Origin of the sequence: Klebsiella scottii, from assembly GCF_036561945.1 — a bacterium.
GTDB lineage: Bacteria > Pseudomonadota > Gammaproteobacteria > Enterobacterales > Enterobacteriaceae > Klebsiella > Klebsiella scottii.
Map to the genome: position 1 here is coordinate 3,025,448 of NZ_JARXNI010000020.1, position 19,582 is coordinate 3,045,029.

The following is a 19,582-nucleotide window of genomic DNA, read 5'->3' on the forward strand; positions in this document are numbered from 1 at the left end:
TCCCCTCAAAAGTCGATTCTATTTTTCAAAAACGCTAAACCATACCACCAGAACGCAGATGGCTCAAGGAAGGCAGAGCGGCTGAAACGGTTAATGGTCAGTTTATTTTGGCTGAAGAGGGTATTTCAGAAGGTCTGGGGTAAATCCCCTCCCCCGTTTCGGGAGAGGAGATTAGGGGCAGGAGTTACGATGCCAGCAGCTGGTTCATGCGACGGATAAACTGGTTAGGATCTTCCAGCGTACCGCGCTCGGCCAGCAGCGCCTGATCGAGCAGCAGCTCAACCCATTCGCCAAACTGAGCATCATCCTGGGTATCCGCAGCGCGTTTAACCAGCTGATGAGCCGGGTTCAGCTCAAAAATGTACTTCACTTCAGGCGCCGACTGGCCCGCAGCGGCGAACAATTTCGCCATCTGGGTGCTCATTTCATCCGCATCGGTGGTGACGATCGCCGGCGTATCGGTCAGACGATGGGTCAGGCGGACCTCTTTCACCCGCTCGCCCAGCAGCGTTTTCACGCGGTCAACGAACGGCTCCAGCGCCTTTTCGGCCTCTTTGGTGCTTTCATCGACTTCATCCGCCAGCTTATCCAGCGACTCGTCGGTTTTGGCCACCGACTGGAACGCCTTGCCGTCGAACTCGGTCAGATAGCTCATCATCCACTCGTCGATGCGGTCAGAGAGCAGCAGCACTTCGATGCCTTTCTTACGCAGCAGCTCGAGGTGCGGGCTGCTCTTCGCGGCGGCATAGCTGTCGGCGGTGATGTAGTAAATCTTCTCCTGCCCTTCTTTCATACGGGAGACGTACTCTTCCAGCGACACGGTCTGCGCCGCGGAGTCGGTATGCGTACTGGCGAAGCGCAGCAGCTTAGCGATGGTCTGCTGGTTCGCGGCGTCTTCCGCCGGGCCCTCTTTCAGCGCCAGGCCGAACTGCTGCCAGAAGGTCTGATATTTTTCGCCATCGTCTTTCGCCAGTTTTTCCAGCATCTGCAGCACGCGCTTGCTCAGCGCGCTGCGCAGGTTGCGGGTGACGCTGCTGTCCTGCAGGATTTCGCGCGATACGTTCAGCGGCAGGTCGTTGGAATCAACGAGGCCGCGGACGAAGCGCAGATAGTTAGGCATGAACTGCTCGGCGTCGTCCATGATGAAGACGCGCTGAACGTACAGCTTCAGGCCATGTTTATGATCGCGGTTCCACATGTCCCACGGCGCCTGGGACGGGATGTACAGCAGGCTGGTGTACTCCTGCTTGCCTTCAACCCGGTTGTGGCTCCAGGTCAGCGGATCGCTATAGTCGTGGGCAATATGCTTATAGAATTCGTGGTATTCGTCGTCTTTAATTTCCGACTTATTGCGGGTCCACAGCGCCTGCGCCTTGTTGATTTTCTCCCAGGAGATAACGGTTTCGCCGTCAACTTCTTCCTGTTTTTCAATCTCTACCGGCAGCGCGATATGGTCAGAGTATTTGCTGATGATTGAGCGCACGCGCCAGTCGTTGAGGAAATCATCCTCGCCTTCGCGCAGATGCAGGGTAATCTCCGTCCCGCGATCGGCTTTGGTGATATCGGCAACGGTGTAATCGCCTTCGCCGGCAGACTCCCAGAACACGCCGTTGTCAGCGCTATCGCCCGCGGCGCGCGTCCGTACCGTCACCTTATCGGCAACGATAAACGCGGAGTAGAAGCCGACGCCAAACTGACCAATCAGCTGGCTATCTTTGGCCTGATCGGAGCCCATCGATTCGAGGAACGATTTGGTGCCGGATTTAGCAATCGTCCCAAGATGATCGATAACCTCGTCACGATTCATCCCGATGCCGTTGTCGGCGATGGTCAGGGTGCGGTTGTCTTTGTTAAAAGAGACCCGCACGCGCAGCTCACCGTCGCCCTCGTACAGATCCGGCTGCGACAGCGCGCGAAAGCGCAGCTTGTCGGCCGCATCGGAGGCGTTGGAAATAAGCTCGCGCAGGAAGATTTCTTTATTGGAATAGAGAGAATGGATCATCAGGTGCAGAAGCTGTTTTACTTCTGACTGAAAACCGCGAGTTTCTTGTCCTTTCATCTAGCTTAACCTCAACAATGCCATGTTTAATGGTAAAAAAACCGTTGAGTGTGAGATGGGGACGACGGGAAAATTTTTCAAGCAACAGCCGCGAAAAATGCCCTGATACTCTAAATAATTCAGGCTGCAGGCAGCTCGCGCGCCCGCAGCCTGAATGTCGGGCTAAAGCCGAATCTTATGCCGCCCGGCGAGGGAGTGCGACAGCGTGGTGCCGTCAACCATTTCCAGCTCGCCGCCGACCGGCACGCCGTGGGCGATGCGGCTGGCTTCCACGCCGTACTGCGCGCAGAGTTCGGCAATGTAGTTCGCGGTCGCCTCGCCTTCCACCGTTGGGTTGGTGGCGAGGATCACTTCCTGCATCGATTCGTCACGCAGCCGCTGCTCCAGGCGATCAAGCCCGATGTCATCCGGTCCGATGCCGTCAAGCGGCGACAGGTGGCCCATCAGGACGAAGTAGCGGCCGGAAAATTGCCCGGTCTGCTCAATGGCGTAGATGTCCGCTGGACTCTCCACCACGCAGATCTGCCCGTTTTCCCGGCGGCGCGGATTGCTGCAAATATTGCACACCTCCTGCTCGGTGAAGGTGCGGCAATCGGCACAGTGGCCGATTTCCGACATGGCGCGCGTCAATGACTGCGCCAGACGCATCCCGCCGCTACGATCGCGCTGAAGTAGCGTAAACGCCATACGCTGCGCCGACTTCGGGCCAACGCCCGGCAGGCAGCGCAGTGCTTCCATAAGCTGAGTTAACAGCGGGCTGGTTTGCATCAGAACGGCATCTTAAAGCCAGGCGGCAGCTGCATACCGGAAGAGACGGAAGCCATCTTCTCTTTCTGGGTCTCTTCAATGCGGCGCGCCGCGTCGTTGAAGGCCGCAGCCACGAGGTCTTCCAGCATATCTTTGTCATCTTCCAGCAGGCTTGGGTCAATCTCCACGCGACGGCAGTTGTGCGCACCGTTGATGGTGACTTTAACCAGCCCTGCGCCGGATTCACCGGTCACTTCCAGCCTGGCAATTTCTTCCTGCATCTGCTGCATTTTGTCCTGCATCTGCTGGGCCTGCTTCATCAGGTTACCCAGGCCGCCTTTTCCACCAAACATAGGCTTCTCTCTCAGTAAGTCATCGTTAAGGATGATGATGGCAAGTCGAACTTGTCATCAAATGGGGCGAATACTCTCTTCATCCAGGTCTGCATCAAAGAACCGGCGCAGCGTCTGAATGTTGTTATCCGCAATAATCGCTTCACGCGCTTGCGCGAGCTTCTCTTCATAAATTGCCTGCCGCCACTCCAGCGGCGTGCGCATCGCAGGATTATCGTCTTCCACGATGGTCAGTTCAACCGGCGCGCCGTATAAAACACCGAGCGCTTCCGCCAGCTTTTGCTGCGCGCCAGCGGAATTGAGATGCCGCTGGCTCGGACGCAGATGCAGGCAGATACGGTTACCGTCCTGCTCTTTCCACGCGTTAAGCGCCACCTGTTCAACCAGTTTCGGCACCGCAAGCTGATTAACCTCCGACGCCCAGCTATCGCGTTCGACCGCTTCAACGGCGAGTTTCGCCGCCAGCTCCGGGGTTTTTTCATGCTCCAGCGCTTTCTTCAGCGCCTTCGGCGTGGCGACTTCTTCTTTCACCGTTTCGACGACGTTCGTCGATTTCCAGCGATAGGCTTCTTTCTTCGCCGGGGCCTGCTCCAGCGCCGCTGCAGCAGGACGTGCCTGCACGCGCTCGGTAATCGAACTCAGACGCTCCAGCGCAGAGTTATTCACCGGCCGCGCGCGGGATGCGGCTGCCGGCTCACTCTTTTTTGGGCTGGGTGCTCCCTGATTACGCTGCAGCTGGCTCCGCGCCGCCAGTACCTGGCTGGTGTTCTGCGGCAAATTCTGCGGCGGCGGCTGAACCGGCGGCACCGCTGCGGCCTGCGCCGGAGCGGCGGCTATCGCCTGCACGGGCTGGACCTCCGGCTCGGGCAGCGGCTTACGCGGATGGAAAGCCAGCGCGCGCAGCAGGGTCATCTCGACGCCCATGCGCCTGTCCGGGGCATAGGGCAGCTCTTTACGACCAATCAGCAGCGTCTGATAGTATAGCTGTACATCGGCAGGCGGGACGGTGCGCGCAAGCTCGCGCATGCGCTGCTCTATCGCGGCCATATCGGCACCCAGCGCCGAGGGCGACAGCTGCACCATCGCTATACGGTGCAGCAGGCTCTGCATCTCGACCAGCAGCGCCTCCCACTCAACGCCGCGCGACGCAGCCTCGTTAACGCCGGCCATCACCCGCTCGCCGTCGGCCGCCACCAGCGCCTCAATTAAAGAGAGCGCCTGGTCGTCATCCAGAGTGCCAAGCATCGCGCTGACCGACTCCGTCGTCAGACGACCGTCGCCGCTGGCAATGGCCTGATCGGTCAGGCTCAGGGCATCACGCAGGCTACCGTCCGCCGCACGCGACAGCAGCTGCAGCGCGCGGGATTCAAAGGCAATCTGCTCTTCGCCGAGGATATGCTCAAGCTGATGGCGGATTTGCTCGACGTCCAGCGCCTTCAGATGGAACTGAAGGCAGCGCGACAGGATCGTCACCGGCAGCTTTTGCGGATCGGTGGTGGCCAGCAGGAATTTGACGTGCGCGGGCGGCTCCTCCAGCGTTTTTAACAACGCGTTGAAGCTGTGGCGCGACAGCATGTGGACTTCATCAATCAGGTAGACTTTGAAGCGGCCACGGGCCGGCGCGTACTGAACGTTGTCCAGTAGATCGCGGGTATCTTCGACTTTCGTCCGCGAGGCGGCATCGATCTCGATCAAATCGACAAAGCGCCCCTGCTCTATTTCACGGCAGTTGTCGCACACGCCGCACGGCGTTGCGGTAATGCCGGTTTCACAGTTCAACCCTTTTGCCAGCAGGCGCGCGATGGAGGTTTTACCTACCCCACGGGTGCCGGAAAAGAGATAAGCGTGATGGATGCGCCCTAACGACAAGCCGTTCGCCAGTGCGGTCAGCACATGTTCCTGGCCGACGACGTCAGCAAAGGTTTGTGGGCGCCATTTACGGGCTAAGACCTGATAACTCATGGGCTGGCTCTGAAACGCTGGAAGGTGAAATCACGAAGGGGCCATGCTATCACAGCCCCGCCGGATCGGCGAGGCTATGTATCGGGAAATGCTTAGTGACCCGGGAACGGAACCAGGCTATAGCTGTTGATACCCAGCTTATCCAGACGCTGCTCGCCGCCCAGATCGAACAGGTTGATGACAAAAGCGGCATCCTGTACTTCGCCACCCAGACGACGGATCAGCTTCACGGTCGCATCGATGGTGCCGCCGGTCGCCAGCAGATCGTCAACCACCAGCACCTTGTCGCCTTCTTTGATGGCGTCAACGTGGATTTCTAAGCTGTCGGTGCCGTACTCGAGCTCGTAGCTCTCCGAGATGGTTTCACGCGGCAACTTACCCGGTTTGCGCACCGGAACAAAGCCAACACCCAGCGCCAGCGCAACCGGTGCGCCAAACAGGAAACCGCGCGCTTCGGTACCCACCACCTTGGTGATGCCGGCATTTTTATAACGCTCGGTCAGCAGCTCGATGCTCAGGGCATAGGCCTGCGGGTCTTCCAGCAAGCTGGTGACATCACGGAAAAGAATACCCGGTTTCGGATAGTCCTGAATGCTTTGGATGCTGTTCTTCAGATATTCAAGCTGCTGTGCAGTTGCGGTCATAAGTTTATGCCTGATCAAAACGGTGTTACTCACGGACACGCCAAACGGGCCAAGGAAACATTTGATTAACCTTTGACCAGGCGTATCCGCGCTCGAAAACGCTCGAATTTACTGGCTGTCAGCGACAATTGCAACAGGCATTATGGTGCATCAGTGCTTTTGTTGCTTTGCATCAACCACCGGAATACGCCACATAAATAGCAGCAGGCAGGCCAGAATCACCAGCAGCATGATGCGTACCCACGTAAGCTTAACCAGCCACAGGGAAATGGCAAAGGTCAGTATAATCATCCCTATAGCCCGCGGCTTTGCGCCGGGCGGCATGGCGCGATACTGCTGCCAATGGCGCAAATAGCCGCCAAACCACGAGCGATACAGCAGCCAGCGGTGAAAACGCGGCGACGAGCGGGCAAAGCACCAGGCTGCCAGCAGAATAAACGGCGTCGTCGGCAATAAAGGCAGGACGACGCCGAGCGTTCCCAGAACTACGGCCAGCCAGCCAATGATGATTAAAATAATACGTGGCATAATGCGAATCGTTATCAAGCAGAGATGGCTACTGTAGCACAGTTGCTTATCAGGGTATGGAGGAGTTATTTGAAAACAACCCGGCTTTTACACTCGCTGGAAGAGCAGCTGGCCCGGCTGGCCGAACAGGTCGCGCCGCTGGCCAACCATGCGACGCTGAGCGCCCGTTTCGATCGCCAGCTGTTCCGTACCCGCAGCACGCTGATGCAGGCCTACCTGGATGAAGCACAGGGTAATTTCGCCAAATTACAGCAGGCCGTCGCGCACCAGCAGCTGCCGCAGGTTGCCTGGCTGGCGGAACGCCTGACCGCGCAAATTGCCGCCATCAGCCGCGAGACGGCAACCTGGTCGCTGCGCAGCTGGGACAGCGCGTCATCGGGGCCTGGCCGCTGGCAGCGGCGTCGGCTGAAGCACCAGGAATATGAGCGCCGCCTGCTGGCCATGCGCAACGATCGCCAGCGGCAATGGCTGCAGGCGACGACGCTGGATGAACAGCAGCGCCTGGCAAAAGAGGTTGATGCCTATGCCGGACGGCTGGCCCGCTGCCGCGATGCGCTGGAAAAAATAGAAAGCGTGCTGGCACGCCTGACGCGCTAACAGAGGAATGAGAATGTCGTTAGAAAACGCCCCGGATGAAGTCAAACTGGCCGTTGATTTAATCATGCTGCTTGAAGAAAACCAGGTCTCAGCGCAAACCGTGCTCGGCGCGCTGGAAATCATTCGCCGTGATTATGAAAACAAGCTAAAGAACGCGCCGGGATCGGCGCAAAACGAGGAACGGTAGCGCGCTGCGGGGCGGCACATCGGCCGCCCCGACCGGCTGTCAGCCGAGCGCCGGGGAAGGATCGTCCCCTTTGACCTCACGCTTCAGCTCCGTCACTTCATCACCCTTTTCATTACGCAGATGAACTTCCAGCTGGTTGAAGGCGATGTTGATATTGTTCTCCCGGCACAGGCGATCGATGGTGCGGTTCAGCTCGTCCACCGTGTAGCTGCGATCGCGCAGTTCGCGAACGTAGAGACGCAGTTCGTGATCCAGCGTGCTGGCGCCAAAGGTCGTGAAGAATACCGACGGCGCAGGTTCAGGCATCACCTTCGGATGCTCATGCGCGGCCTGCAGCAGGACCTCCTTCACCTTATCCAGATCCGAGCCGTACGCCACGCCGAGGCGGATGACGACGCGGGTAACGGTGTCGGACAGCGACCAGTTGATCAAACGCTCCGTTACGAACGCTTTGTTCGGAATGATCACCTCTTTGCGGTCAAAGTCGGTAATCGTGGTCGCGCGGATGCGGATCTTGCTGACGGTGCCGGAGAAGGTCCCGATGGTGACCGTATCGCCGATGCGTACCGGGCGTTCAAACAGGATAATCAGGCCGGAAACGAAGTTACCGAAAATTTCCTGCAGGCCAAAGCCCAGACCCACCGACAGCGCAGCCGCCAGCCACTGCAGTTTGTCCCACGATACGCCCAGCGAACCGAACACCGTCATCGCGCCAATCGCGATAATGGCGTAGTTCAGAATCGAGGTGATCGCATACGACGTCCCCTGTCGCATGTTGAGCCGTGAAAGGATCAGCACTTCCAGCAGACCCGGCAGGTTGCGGATTAGCGCCCAGGCCACCATCGAGGCAACTATCGCAAACAGCAGGCTGCCCATCGTGACGCTTTTTACCACGTTGACGCCCGCTTCGGTGCCGTTGTAGTGCCACAGGGTGATGCTGTCGAGATAGGCAAATACGGTGATCAGATCCGACCAAATCGCCCAGAACAGGATGCCGAACAGCGCGATCATCACCAGCATGGTGATACGCAGCGTTTGCTGGTTGACCTGCTCCAGCGCAATCGTCGGCTCCTCCTGCGGCTCAGCGCCCTCGGCGCCCTCTTTGACCAGGTGCTGGCGGCGAGCCAGCGCGCGACGCCAGGCGATACGGCGGGCCGCCACGCTCAGGCCGCGCAGAACGGTCTGATACAGCAGATTCCACAGCATCACCAGATAGACGGTTTCAATCCAGCGGCCGGCCAGGCGCAGCGTGGTATAGAAGTAGCCGGTCGCCGTGAGCGCCATCAGCGCAATGGGGACGATCGACAGCACGGTGACGGTCACCAGGCGCAGGCTGTGCGACTCCTTATCACGCCAGCTTTCGCGGCACATCGGCCACACCAGCACCGCGATAAGCAGCAGGTTCATAAAGATCACGAACTGCCCCAGCACATCGTCCATCAGATGCAGCGGAGAGAGTTCGGAGATAACCGACCACAAATTCAGCGGCAGCAGCGCCAGGCTGACGCGGACAATCTGCCGACGCCAGTGGCTGGTCAGCTGCGGCGGCATATTAAAGTGGCTCACCGCCACGCCGTCTTTTTCCAGTACCTTCCAGCACAGGCCAAACACCAGCCAGAACAGCGCCAGTTTCTTGCTGTACGCCCACAGCAGATCGCTGATATTGAGCTGCATCGTCAGCAGAATCAGGCCTACGGCCAGAATCAGCAAAACCACCGGCAGAGCTCTTATCAGATCGATCAAAATCGCTTTAGGCGTATGCAGCTGGGTATCGTTACGCAGCTGCCCGACCTGCGACGCCAGCTTTGCCTGGTAGCTGCGCAGCCACTGCAGGCGCCAGCGGATAAGGCCGGCAATCAGCAGCAGCGGCAGGCCGGCGAGGAACGCCACGAACACGGCGGGCCAGGCTTTTTCCCAGTTTACGGTGATTTTCATCGCCTTAAACTGCCCTTTCAGCGCTTCAGGGAAGGATTTTATCCACTCCCAGTCCATAGGCTTGTTGCTGTTAACCCAGAAAATTTGCTGCGTCAGGATGGCTTTCAGGGTGCTGGAGACGCTCATCAGCTGCTGCTGGTTAATCTGCAGGTTAATCGCCATCATCAGCTGATTACCCAGCTGTTTGTTGAACTGATCGAGCAGCTCGCGGCGCATATCCACGACGTCCAGCAGGGCGTCGTGCACTTCCGGATTCACGTCGCTGCTGTGCCCTTCCTCCAGTTTTGCGACGTAGGCATCGCTCTGGAACAGGGCGTCGCGCTGCTGGTTCACCTCAAATTGTTCGAGGCGCAGGTCGGCGATGCGGTTGGTCATATCCTCCAGCTCGTCGGCAGACGGCAGCGTCTGCTGCTGCTGGTAGAGGATACGCGACAGCAGCAGGCTGCCCTTCAGGACCGATATCTGTTCTTTAATATCGCGTTCCGACTGCAGCGCGCGATCGAGCCAGTTTTTGACCTTAATATTGCGCTGCACCAGCTGGTTGCCGTTTTCAGTCGCCGAAATCAGCCTCTGGCTAAGCTGGTGGTTAATCTCCAGCTCCTGCTTCACCAGCGGATTGGCCTGAATGCGCGCGGTTTCATCGGGAGTCACCGCTTCCTGCGCGGTTTTTTCCGTCAGCGTCAGCCGCTTGCTGTTAACGGCTTCCTGCAGCAGCTGCAGCTGATGCTCCAGGCGGTTGCTGTTGGCGCTGACGTAATCCCGCTGCTTCTGCAGCGTATCCTGCAGGACGGTATTACCTTCCAGGCTTTTACGCTGCTGGTCGATCTGCGCGTTCAGCAGCGACTGCTGCGTTAGCAGGAGCCCCTGCTGAGTTGGCCGCAGGGTCTCTTCACTCACCGAGGTGCCGTTCAGGCGGTTACGGATCTGCTGCAGCTGCTGGGACGCCGTGTACATGGCGTTCTGCACGCGCTCCGGCTGCGTTTGCAAAGCAACCAGCTGGCTGTTGTACGTCGCCAGGTCGTTCTGGGCATTTTGCAATTCGTCGAGGGTCTGGGTGACGCGGGCTTCCAGCTGACGGAGCGACAGCGAGCCTAGCGTTTTACGCGTGGCCTCATCATCCGGCACATCGCCGAGCGCATTCAGGCCATCGACCGCCTGGCGCATTTTCGCCGGGGCCTGATCGACCTGCTGACGCAGCTGGGCCGCCTCCGACTTGATGCGCTCAATTTTATCGAGCGTTTCGAGGGTTTGCGTCAGGTCCTGCTGAACCAGCTTGTCCTGGGGGGTGAGTTCCTTCTGCTTATTCAGCGTATTGAGCTGGCTCTGCACTTCAGAGCGTTCGGGCAAATCAGCCGCAAAGGCCTGAGTCGCGCAAAGGCTGCCAACGAAAAACATCAGTACAATTACAAAAGCGGAAATGGCGTTTCGCCAACGAATAGTATGCAGCATAGTGTTAACATGAATGATTGCAAAAGCCGGAGAATACCGGGGGTCGTCGCAGCGCGCAGAATAGCACTTCTACCTGCGCGCGAATAGCGGCGGATCGCGGCATTTTTTCGCGCTGAACCGGGCCGGAAATTTGGGCCAGGCGCTAAAGCGCGGCCTCGGATGGAGCCCGCAGCGAAGGGCAAAACTGATACATTTCCAGAAGCGTCTCGACAAATTCGCGCGCGTCTTTTTGCAGATCGAAAGAATCCGGCGCAAACAGCCAGTTTTCCATCAGGCCGGAAAGATAGCTGCGCATTAAAATCGCCGCCCGCCGGGTTAATAAATTGGCCGGCAGCATCTTCGCCGCAATACATTCGTTGAGGGTGTGCTCAATGCGATCGTAGCTCTCGAGACAGAGGCTGCGCTGCGCTTCCTGGACCACCGCCATCTCGCCAACAAACTCACATTTATGGAAGATGATTTCCATCATCAGCCGCCGACGCTCTTCTGTCACCGTTGCTTCAAGAATATAGACTAAGATCTCACGGACAACTGACAGTGGATCGTTGGGGAATTTTGCCCGATACTCAACTTCGAGGTCACTAATACTGGCCTCCGAAAGCACCCATATTTCATTAAATAAATCTGATTTATTCTTGAAATGCCAGTAGATAGCCCCCCTCGTCACCCCTGCAGCTTTTGCAATTGCTGCCAACGAGGTAGATGATACGCCTTGCTGCGAAAACAAACGCAGAGCAACGTCCAGAATGTGTTGCCGGGTTTCAAGTGCCTGTTGTTTGGTTTTTCGTGCCATAGGTCGATGAGTTTACAGAGGTTACGTTTACATACATTTGTGAATGTATGTACCATAGCATGACCATAATAGAAACACAGTAGTGGGTTTGTGGTCGTTTGAGCCACTGAACAATTTGAAATTGGACACTCGAGGTTTACATATGAACAAAAACAGAGGGTTAACGCCTCTGGCGGTCGTTCTGATGCTCTCAGGCAGCTTAGCGCTAACAGGATGTGACGACAAACCGGCTCAACAAGGGGCCCAGCAAATGCCGGAAGTCGGCGTTGTGACGCTCAAATCCGCACCTCTACAAATCACCACCGAGCTGCCTGGCCGCACCAGTGCATACCGCGTTGCTGAAGTCCGCCCTCAGGTTAGTGGCATTATTCTGAAACGTAACTTCACTGAAGGTAGCGATATCCAGGCAGGCGTGTCCCTTTATCAGATCGATCCGGCAACCTATCAGGCCAGCTACGAAAGCGCGAAAGGCGACTTAGCCAAAGCGCAGGCGGCGGCAAACATCGCTCAGCTGACGGTCAAGCGCTACCAGAAACTGTTAGGCACCAAATACATCAGTCAACAAGACTACGACACCGCAGTTGCTGACGCTCAGCAGAACAACGCTGCCGTCGTGGCGGCAAAAGCTGCCGTGGAAACCGCGCGAATTAACCTCGCGTACACCAAAGTGACTTCGCCTATCAGCGGTCGTATTGGTAAATCAGCAGTGACGGAAGGTGCGCTGGTGCAGAATGCCCAGACCACCGCGCTGGCAACCGTTCAGCAGCTGGATCCGATCTATGTTGACGTTACCCAGTCGAGCAACGATTTCCTGCGTCTGAAACAGGAGCTGGCAAACGGTAAGCTGAAACAGGAAAACGGCAAAGCCAAGGTCGAGCTGGTCACCAGCGATGGTCTGAAGTATCCGCAGGGCGGGACGCTGGAGTTTTCCGACGTGACCGTTGATCAGACCACCGGTTCTATCACTTTGCGCGCTATCTTCCCGAACCCGGATAACTCCCTGCTGCCGGGTATGTTCGTCCGCGCGCGTCTGGAAGAAGGCACCAACCCTGACGCACTGCTGGTTCCACAGCAGGGTGTAACCCGCACTCCGCGCGGTGATGCCAGCGTAATGGTGGTGGGCGAAGGTGATAAAGTCGAAGTTCGTCAGGTCACTGCAACGCAGGCGATTGGCGATAAATGGCTGGTCACTACCGGGGTGAAATCGGGCGATCGCGTCATCGTCACCGGACTGCAAAAAGTAAAACCAGGCGTGCAGGTGAAAGCGCAGGAAGTAGCCTCTGACGACAAGCAGCAAGCTGCAAGCAACGCTCAGTCAGAGTAAACCAGGTCTTAACTTAAACAGGAGCCGTTAAGACATGCCTAATTTCTTTATCGATCGCCCAATATTCGCATGGGTGATCGCCATAATAATCATGCTAGCTGGGGGACTTGCGATCCTGAAGCTGCCTGTCGCGCAATATCCAACGATTGCGCCGCCGGCAGTGTCGATCTCCGCAACCTACCCTGGTGCTGATGCGAAAACGGTGCAGGATACCGTCACGCAGGTTATCGAACAGAACATGAACGGTATCGATAACCTGATGTACATGTCCTCCAACAGTGACTCAACCGGTACGGTACAGATCACCCTGACCTTCCAGTCCGGTACCGACGCGGATATCGCGCAGGTGCAGGTGCAGAACAAACTGCAGCTCGCTATGCCGCTGCTGCCGCAGGAAGTACAGCAACAGGGCGTGAGCGTGGAGAAATCCTCCAGCAGCTTCCTGATGGTTGTCGGCGTTATCAACACCAACGGCACCATGACGCAGGAGGATATTTCCGACTACGTTGGCGCCAACATGAAAGATGCGATTAGCCGTACGTCAGGCGTGGGCGACGTTCAGCTGTTTGGTTCCCAGTACGCGATGCGTATCTGGATGGATCCGAACAAACTGAACAACTTCCAGCTGACGCCGGTGGATGTCATTAGCGCCATTAAAGCGCAGAACGCCCAGGTTGCAGCCGGTCAGCTAGGCGGTACGCCGCCGGTGAAAGGCCAGCAGCTGAACGCCTCGATCATTGCGCAAACGCGTCTGAAATCTGCGGACGAATTTAGCAATATCCTGCTGAAAGTGAACCAGGACGGTTCGCAGGTTCGCCTGCGCGATGTGGCGAAAGTAGAGCTCGGTGGCGAAAACTACGACATCATCGCTAAGTTTAACAACCAGCCGGCTTCCGGTCTGGGCATCAAACTGGCGACCGGCGCTAACGCGCTGGATACCGCAAACGCCATTCGCGCTGAACTGGCGAAAATGGAGCCGTACTTCCCGTCGGGCCTGAAAATTGTTTACCCGTATGACACCACGCCGTTCGTGAAAATCTCAATTCATGAAGTGGTCAAAACGCTGGCTGAAGCAATTATCCTGGTCTTCCTGGTCATGTACCTGTTCCTGCAGAACTTCCGCGCCACGCTGATCCCAACCATCGCGGTTCCGGTGGTCCTGCTAGGGACATTCGCCATCCTTGCCATCTTTGGCTTCTCGATAAACACCTTAACCATGTTTGGTATGGTGCTGGCGATAGGCCTGTTGGTGGATGACGCCATCGTGGTGGTAGAAAACGTCGAGCGCGTCATGGCCGAGGAGGGGCTCCCGCCGAAGGAAGCAACCCGTAAATCAATGGGCCAGATTCAGGGCGCGCTGGTCGGTATCGCGATGGTGCTGTCGGCGGTATTCATCCCGATGGCCTTCTTCGGCGGCTCAACCGGCGCAATTTATCGTCAGTTCTCCATCACTATCGTTTCGGCGATGGCGCTGTCGGTATTGGTTGCGTTGATTCTGACTCCGGCGCTGTGCGCCACGATGCTGAAACCTATCGCTAAAGGCGGTCACGGCGAGCACAAAGGCTTCTTTGGCTGGTTTAACCGCATGTTCGATAAGAGCACCCACCACTACACCGATAGCGTAGGCAACATCCTGCGCAGTACCGGTCGTTATCTGGTGCTGTATCTGATCATCGTCGTCGGAATGGCATTCCTGTTCGTTCGTCTGCCGAGCTCGTTCCTGCCGGATGAAGACCAGGGCGTGTTCCTGAGCATGGCGCAGCTACCTGCTGGCGCCACCCAGGAACGCACGCAGAAAGTGCTGGATGAGATGACGGACTACTACCTCACGAAAGAGAAAGACAACGTCGAATCCGTGTTCGCCGTTAACGGCTTTGGCTTCGCGGGTCGTGGTCAGAACACCGGTATTGCGTTCGTTTCTCTGAAAGACTGGAGCGAACGTCCGGGCAGCGAGAACAAGGTTGAAGCGATTACCGGTCGTGCGATGGCGCGTTTCTCGCAGATTAAAGATGCGATGGTCTTCGCCTTTAACCTGCCGGCTATCGTTGAGCTGGGTACCGCAACCGGCTTTGACTTCCAGCTGATCGACCAGGGCGGCTTAGGTCACGAAAAACTGACCCAGGCGCGTAACCAGCTGTTTGGCGAAGTTGCGAAGCACCCTGACCTGCTGGTCGGCGTTCGTCCGAACGGCCTGGAAGATACTCCGCAGTTCAAGGTTGATATCGATCAGGAGAAAGCGCAGGCGCTGGGCGTATCCATCAGTGACATCAATACCACGCTGGGCGCAGCCTGGGGCGGTAGCTACGTCAACGACTTTATCGACCGCGGTCGCGTGAAGAAAGTATACGTCATGTCCGAAGCGAAATACCGCATGCTGCCAGAAGACATTGGCAACTGGTACGTTCGCGGTAGCGACGGCCAGATGGTACCGTTCTCGGCCTTCTCAACGTCGCACTGGGAGTACGGTTCACCGCGTCTGGAACGCTATAACGGTCTGCCGTCGATGGAAATCCTCGGTCAGGCGGCGCCGGGTAGAAGTACCGGTGAAGCCATGAACCTGATGGAAGAACTGGCGGGCAAGCTGCCGGCTGGCGTTGGCTATGACTGGACCGGTATGTCCTATCAGGAACGTCTGTCCGGTAACCAGGCTCCGGCACTGTATGCCATCTCGCTGATTGTGGTATTCCTGTGTCTGGCAGCGCTGTATGAAAGCTGGTCGATTCCGTTCTCGGTTATGCTGGTTGTGCCGCTCGGGGTCATCGGCGCGCTGTTGGCCGCAACCTTCCGCGGGCTGACTAACGACGTCTACTTCCAGGTAGGTCTGCTGACCACCATCGGCCTGTCGGCGAAGAACGCGATACTTATCGTAGAATTCGCCAAAGACCTGATGGATAAAGAAGGCAAAGGTCTGATTGAAGCGACGCTGGAGGCGGTACGTATGCGTCTGCGCCCAATCCTGATGACCTCACTGGCCTTTATCCTCGGGGTTATGCCGCTGGTTATCAGCTCTGGCGCAGGCTCCGGCGCGCAGAACGCCGTAGGTACCGGCGTAATGGGCGGGATGGTAACCGCGACGGTTCTGGCAATCTTCTTTGTGCCGGTATTCTTCGTGGTCGTGCGCCGCCGTTTCAGTAAAAAAACGGAAGATATTGAGCACAGTCATCCGACCGGGCATCATTAATCTCTGAACTCAGGGCCGCATTTGCGGCCCTTTTTTTATCGATGAAAACGCACACAATGTCATTGTTTAGCGGATGTTCTGATATATAATCAGCGAAGATGTAAGGTAGCCTATTTTTACCAGATTATTCTTCACGGTTTAACCCTTCGGCCTCACTCAGAATATTCTTAATACCTGTGTTATCCGTGGCTGCCGACAGGCGCATGACAAAATAACCGGCTAAACCAATGATCCATAAGGTGTGCTTTCCCATAGTCATCACCTTGATATGCTGCGGTATAATAGAGTCCGCGGCTTTAAGATAAATTAACGGTGATAATTGTAATTTTTCGTAATAGCACGGTGAAATCTGTTTAAGAGTGGATTATAGTTAAATCAACAGGATTACAATGTATGTGCCAGGTCTGTTAGTCGTGTTCATCCCACAACGGTGCTTGTTAGTCGTCGTTTAAACCACTCAAAAGGGGATGTGTTATGGACGAATACTCGCCAAAAAGACATGATATCGCACAGCTTCGATTTCTCTGCGAAACCCTGTATCATGATTGCCTTGCAAACCTGGAAGAAAGCAACCACGGGTGGGTTAATGACCCGACGTCGGCTGTCAATCTTCAGCTTAATGAACTGATCGATCACATTGCTACCTTCGCGCTTAATTATAAAATTAAGTACGCTGAGGATAATAAACTGATTGCTCAGCTCGATGAATACCTTGATGACACTTTCATGTTGTTTAGCAGCTACGGCATTAACAGCGTAGACCTGCAGAAATGGCGTAAATCGGGAAATCGGTTATTCCGTTGTTTTGTTAACGCCAGCCGGGAAAATCCGGCAAGTCTTTCTTGTTAGTATTATTACAATTTAAAGGTGAATTTATGTCTGGTGAACCATTAACCAAAACAGACTATTTGATGCGCTTACGCCGCTGTCAGACAATTGATACGCTGGAACGCGTAATTGAAAAAAATAAATACGAACTTCCGGACAACGAACTGGCTGTATTTTACTCAGCGGCCGATCACCGTCTTGCCGAATTGACCATGAATAAGCTATACGACAAAATCCCTACTTCGGTATGGAAATTCATTCGCTAACTCATTTCAGGTAACTACCAGGCGATAATCGGCCCCTCCCCTCACTTTAGGTATATTTGTGATATTACTCGCATAAATAGCCAAACGGCGTATCTGAAACCGGTTTCTTTTTTATACTGTGGCCCACCCGCTATTTGAGGAAAGCCCCATGAGTGAAGAGAAGCTTAAGATGATCGCCGGAGAGTTGTATCAGCCCGGAGATGCTACGCTACGAGCGGACCGCCTGCATGCCAGGCAGGAGCTGCATCGCTACAACCATTCGGCGCCGGACGAACGTGAGCTACGCAAAAACTGTCTGACAGCGTTATTTGGTCAGGCGGGCGATGCCTATATTGAGCCAACCTTCCGCTGTGATTATGGTTACAATATTTATCTCGGCAGTAATTTCTACGCTAATTTTGACTGCGTCATGCTCGACGTCTGCCCGATACGGATCGGCGATAACTGCATGTTGGCACCCGGCGTACATATCTATACCGCCACTCACCCTCTGGATGCGGTCGAACGCAACAGCGGCAGGGAGTACGGCAAACCGGTAACCATCGGTAATAACGTCTGGATTGGCGGCCGCGCCGTGATTAACCCAGGCGTGAAGATTGGCGACAACGCCGTTATTGCCTCCGGGGCCGTGGTAGTAAAAGACGTTCCGCCGAATGCGGTGGTTGGCGGCAATCCCGCGCAAATCATCCGGATGCTGGCGGCGGAAAAAGAGTAACTGTTATGCTTTTCCGCAACTGATCTGTTACTTTTCCATCTGATTCCCGCAACATAAAATAGCCTTCAGGCTGGGCCTTAGTAGAATTCGGGGACAAAATGACAGAAATACAGCAACTGCTGACCAACACCATTGATGAGCTCAATGTGAAAGAGAAGCGCGACAACCGTCCGCGCTTCAGCATCAGTTTTATTCGCAATCATCCGTGGCTGTTCGTCGCGATGTACGCCGCCTTTGCTGCGACCTTCGTCGTCATGTTCACCTCAGAGACGCTGGTGGATTCCGTGTGGCTGCTGGTGGTGCTGTTTGTCCTGCTGAACGGCTTCTTTTTCTTTGACGTCTATCCGCGCTACCGCTACGAAGATATCGACGTCCTGGACTTTCGCGTCTGCTACAACGGCGAATGGTACAACACCCGCTTCGTACCGCCTCAGCTGATCGAGCGGATCCTGCAGTCGCCGCGCGTAGCCGGCGAGCAGAAAACGCAGCTGCAAAAAATGATTGCTACCAAAGGGGAGCTGTCGTTCTACGATGTCTTCAGCCTGACCCGCGTCGGTACTGCCGGATAAGGCGATTTAACGTCCGCAGCGCAGGGCCAAAATGCGAAGCGGACGTATTGCCATACCCCAGCACCAGCCCGCTTCGCGCGCGCTGCGCATCCAGATAGAAGCGGCTTAATGCCGCAGGGGCCTGCTGAAACCGGCGGGCCTGCTCAACCACCGCCTCATCATCAATACCCTCAATGGCGACCGTCAGATGCAGCCCGCCCTCGCCGCCGAGGATGTCACAAGGCTGCGTCAGCTCCCTGGCCAGGGCTTCGCGCAGCTGCAGCCGGCGCTTTCGATACAAACGGCGCATTGCGGCCAGATGACGGGCATAGTGGCCCTCTTCGATGAATAGCGCCAGCGCCCGCTGTTCAGCGCGATGGCCGCCCCGCAGCAGCGCGCCAACCACGCCCTGGGCCGCAGCAGCCAGCGCCGGCGGCATGACGACAAAGCCAATGCGCAGCGCCGGGAACAGCGTTTTGCTGAACGTCCCGAGATAGACTACCGGCGCGTTTTTTATCATCCCCAGCATCGCCGGGATCGGCTCACCGCTGTAGCGAAACTCGCTATCGTAATCATCTTCCACGATCCAGGCATTATGCTGGCGCGCATACTCCAGCAGCGCCAGACGTCGCCCGGCGCTCATCACCGCTCCGCACGGATACTGGTGCGAAGGCGAAGTGAAAATCAGCCTCGGCGTTTCGCCCTCACCCACCTCCGGACGCATTCCTTCGCTATCGACCGCCATCCCCTTCACCCGCAGCCCGGCCTTGAGAAACACGCTTTTTGCGCCTAAATATCCCGGCTCCTCCACCCAGGCGGTATCGCCGGCAACGCTCAGCAGGTGAGTACACAAATTCACGCCCTCAAGCGCGCCTTCGGTAATGACAATCTGCCGGGCATCGCAGCGAATCCCGCGCGACAGGGCCAGATGGCGAACGATAGCCTGCCGCAGCGCCAGCTCCCCGGCCGCATCGCCGTAGCCCAGCAGCGTGCTGCCCTCCTCGCGCAGGACGCGATCGAGCAGGCGTCGCCAGATGGAGAGAGGGAAGTAGTTAATCGCCGGCGTGCCGGGAGTAAAGGCCAGCGCCGGAGAATCGCGCCGGGTCCCCGCCGGAAGCGCCAGCAGACCTTCCGGCAGAGCAATCGCGGGTATCACGGCTTCGCTCTCCGGCGAAGACTTGAGCGCCGCGACGTGCGACCCCTGCCGGCTGCGTAGCAAATAGCCTTCCATCGCCAGCTGTTCCAGCGCCGCGTTAATCGTATTGCGCGAGAGATTGAGCCACGTAGCGATAGCGCGTGAACCCGGCAGACGGCTGCCTCCAGCCAGAGTCCCCTGCAAAATGGCGCCACGCAGCGCGTGATACAGCGTCCGCTGCAGCGTCTCATCTCCCCTGTCGCGCAGGGCGTGTTCAAGTAAAGTGAAAAAGGCATCGTCAGGGATATTCATTCCGGCTCCTCGTGGCACC

19 protein-coding genes and 1 other annotated feature are annotated in these 19,582 nt (G+C 56.7%); of the genes, 8 read left to right on the forward strand and 11 right to left on the reverse strand.

Features of this window, described 5'->3' with window-relative positions; genetic code table 11:
- Nucleotides 1-184: 184 nt before the first annotated feature.
- From htpG to QFI97_RS21900, 6 genes are all read right to left on the reverse strand, one after another.
- Entirely contained in the window at nucleotides 185-2,059 is a 1,875-nt protein-coding gene (gene htpG / locus QFI97_RS21875) for a molecular chaperone HtpG (protein WP_331834182.1), read from the reverse strand.
- A gap of 162 nt (nucleotides 2,060-2,221) precedes the next feature.
- Nucleotides 2,222-2,827 carry a recombination mediator RecR gene (gene recR / locus QFI97_RS21880; protein WP_041144365.1) on the reverse strand — a complete coding sequence of 202 codons (606 nt, stop codon included), beginning with the start codon at nucleotides 2,825-2,827 and terminating at the stop codon, nucleotides 2,222-2,224.
- The gene (locus QFI97_RS21885; protein WP_041144364.1) at nucleotides 2,827-3,159 is read right to left on the reverse strand and encodes a YbaB/EbfC family nucleoid-associated protein; all 333 of its coding nucleotides are present in this window, start codon (nucleotides 3,157-3,159) and stop codon (nucleotides 2,827-2,829) included. Before QFI97_RS21885 ends, recR begins: the two co-directional genes overlap by 1 nt.
- A gap of 57 nt (nucleotides 3,160-3,216) precedes the next feature.
- Nucleotides 3,217-5,121 (reverse strand): DNA polymerase III subunit gamma/tau, encoded by a 1,905-nt coding sequence (gene dnaX / locus QFI97_RS21890; protein ID WP_331834181.1) that lies wholly within the window; start codon nucleotides 5,119-5,121, stop codon nucleotides 3,217-3,219.
- Nucleotides 3,820-3,884, reverse strand: a sequence feature (DnaX frameshifting element). Its footprint overlaps the gene before it by 65 nt.
- A gap of 92 nt (nucleotides 5,122-5,213) precedes the next feature.
- Nucleotides 5,214-5,765, reverse strand: a complete 552-nt coding sequence (apt, locus tag QFI97_RS21895; RefSeq protein WP_095094496.1) for an adenine phosphoribosyltransferase — start codon at nucleotides 5,763-5,765, stop codon at nucleotides 5,214-5,216.
- A gap of 150 nt (nucleotides 5,766-5,915) precedes the next feature.
- Nucleotides 5,916-6,293 (reverse strand): DUF454 family protein, encoded by a 378-nt coding sequence (locus tag QFI97_RS21900; RefSeq protein WP_095097930.1) that lies wholly within the window; start codon nucleotides 6,291-6,293, stop codon nucleotides 5,916-5,918.
- 69 nt (nucleotides 6,294-6,362) lie between these two features.
- On the opposite strand from QFI97_RS21900, the gene priC reads away from it, so the two are divergent.
- Entirely contained in the window at nucleotides 6,363-6,890 is a 528-nt protein-coding gene (gene priC, locus QFI97_RS21905; protein ID WP_095094494.1) for a primosomal replication protein N'', read from the forward strand.
- Nucleotides 6,891-6,903: 13 nt separating this feature from the next.
- Nucleotides 6,904-7,077: a pleiotropic regulatory protein RsmS gene (gene rsmS, locus QFI97_RS21910; protein WP_095094492.1), complete on the forward strand. Its 174-nt coding sequence runs from the start codon at nucleotides 6,904-6,906 to the stop codon at nucleotides 7,075-7,077.
- Between the two features lie 39 nt (nucleotides 7,078-7,116).
- On the opposite strand, the gene mscK is transcribed toward rsmS, so the two are convergent.
- Both mscK and acrR read right to left on the reverse strand, forming a co-directional pair.
- Nucleotides 7,117-10,461: a mechanosensitive channel MscK gene (gene mscK, locus QFI97_RS21915; RefSeq protein ID WP_346431978.1), complete on the reverse strand. Its 3,345-nt coding sequence runs from the start codon at nucleotides 10,459-10,461 to the stop codon at nucleotides 7,117-7,119.
- Between the two features lie 142 nt (nucleotides 10,462-10,603).
- On the reverse strand, nucleotides 10,604-11,254 hold the full coding sequence (gene acrR / locus QFI97_RS21920) for a multidrug efflux transporter transcriptional repressor AcrR (protein WP_095094488.1): 651 nt from the start codon (nucleotides 11,252-11,254) through the stop codon (nucleotides 10,604-10,606).
- Between the two features lie 142 nt (nucleotides 11,255-11,396).
- Between acrR and acrA the strand changes: the two genes are divergently transcribed.
- A complete protein-coding gene (gene acrA, locus QFI97_RS21925) occupies nucleotides 11,397-12,578 on the forward strand; it encodes a multidrug efflux RND transporter periplasmic adaptor subunit AcrA (RefSeq protein WP_095094486.1) in 1,182 nt (393 codons plus the stop codon).
- Nucleotides 12,579-12,612: 34 nt separating this feature from the next.
- A complete protein-coding gene (gene acrB, locus QFI97_RS21930; RefSeq protein WP_095094484.1) occupies nucleotides 12,613-15,759 on the forward strand; it encodes a multidrug efflux RND transporter permease subunit AcrB in 3,147 nt (1,048 codons plus the stop codon).
- A gap of 124 nt (nucleotides 15,760-15,883) precedes the next feature.
- Here acrB and QFI97_RS21935 read toward each other — a convergent pair whose 3' ends face one another.
- Entirely contained in the window at nucleotides 15,884-16,012 is a 129-nt protein-coding gene (locus tag QFI97_RS21935) for a hypothetical protein (RefSeq protein ID WP_255430867.1), read from the reverse strand.
- A gap of 221 nt (nucleotides 16,013-16,233) precedes the next feature.
- Here QFI97_RS21935 and tomB point away from each other — a divergent pair, with 221 nt between their 5' ends.
- The 3 genes from tomB (at nucleotide 16,234) to maa (ending at nucleotide 17,568) form a co-directional block, all read left to right on the forward strand.
- Nucleotides 16,234-16,608, forward strand: coding sequence for an Hha toxicity modulator TomB (gene tomB, locus QFI97_RS21940; protein ID WP_041144356.1), 375 nt, complete (start codon nucleotides 16,234-16,236; stop codon nucleotides 16,606-16,608).
- A 26-nt stretch (nucleotides 16,609-16,634) separates the two neighbouring features.
- The gene (hha, locus tag QFI97_RS21945; protein ID WP_041144355.1) at nucleotides 16,635-16,853 is read left to right on the forward strand and encodes a hemolysin expression-modulating protein Hha; all 219 of its coding nucleotides are present in this window, start codon (nucleotides 16,635-16,637) and stop codon (nucleotides 16,851-16,853) included.
- Between the two features lie 148 nt (nucleotides 16,854-17,001).
- Entirely contained in the window at nucleotides 17,002-17,568 is a 567-nt protein-coding gene (maa, locus tag QFI97_RS21950) for a maltose O-acetyltransferase (protein ID WP_095094482.1), read from the forward strand.
- Here the strand turns inward: maa and QFI97_RS23550 are convergent.
- On the reverse strand, nucleotides 17,537-17,677 hold the full coding sequence (locus QFI97_RS23550; RefSeq protein WP_370525524.1) for a hypothetical protein: 141 nt from the start codon (nucleotides 17,675-17,677) through the stop codon (nucleotides 17,537-17,539). The genes maa and QFI97_RS23550 overlap by 32 nt on opposite strands.
- Here QFI97_RS23550 and QFI97_RS21955 point away from each other — a divergent pair.
- Nucleotides 17,667-18,137, forward strand: coding sequence for a YlaC family protein (locus QFI97_RS21955; RefSeq protein ID WP_095094480.1), 471 nt, complete (start codon nucleotides 17,667-17,669; stop codon nucleotides 18,135-18,137). The two genes, QFI97_RS23550 and QFI97_RS21955, sit on opposite strands and share 11 nt — an antisense overlap.
- On the opposite strand, the gene pdxR is transcribed toward QFI97_RS21955, so the two are convergent.
- A complete protein-coding gene (pdxR, locus tag QFI97_RS21960; RefSeq protein ID WP_346431979.1) occupies nucleotides 18,106-19,563 on the reverse strand; it encodes a MocR-like pyridoxine biosynthesis transcription factor PdxR in 1,458 nt (485 codons plus the stop codon). The two genes, QFI97_RS21955 and pdxR, sit on opposite strands and share 32 nt — an antisense overlap.
- Nucleotides 19,564-19,582: the final 19 nt, after the last annotated feature.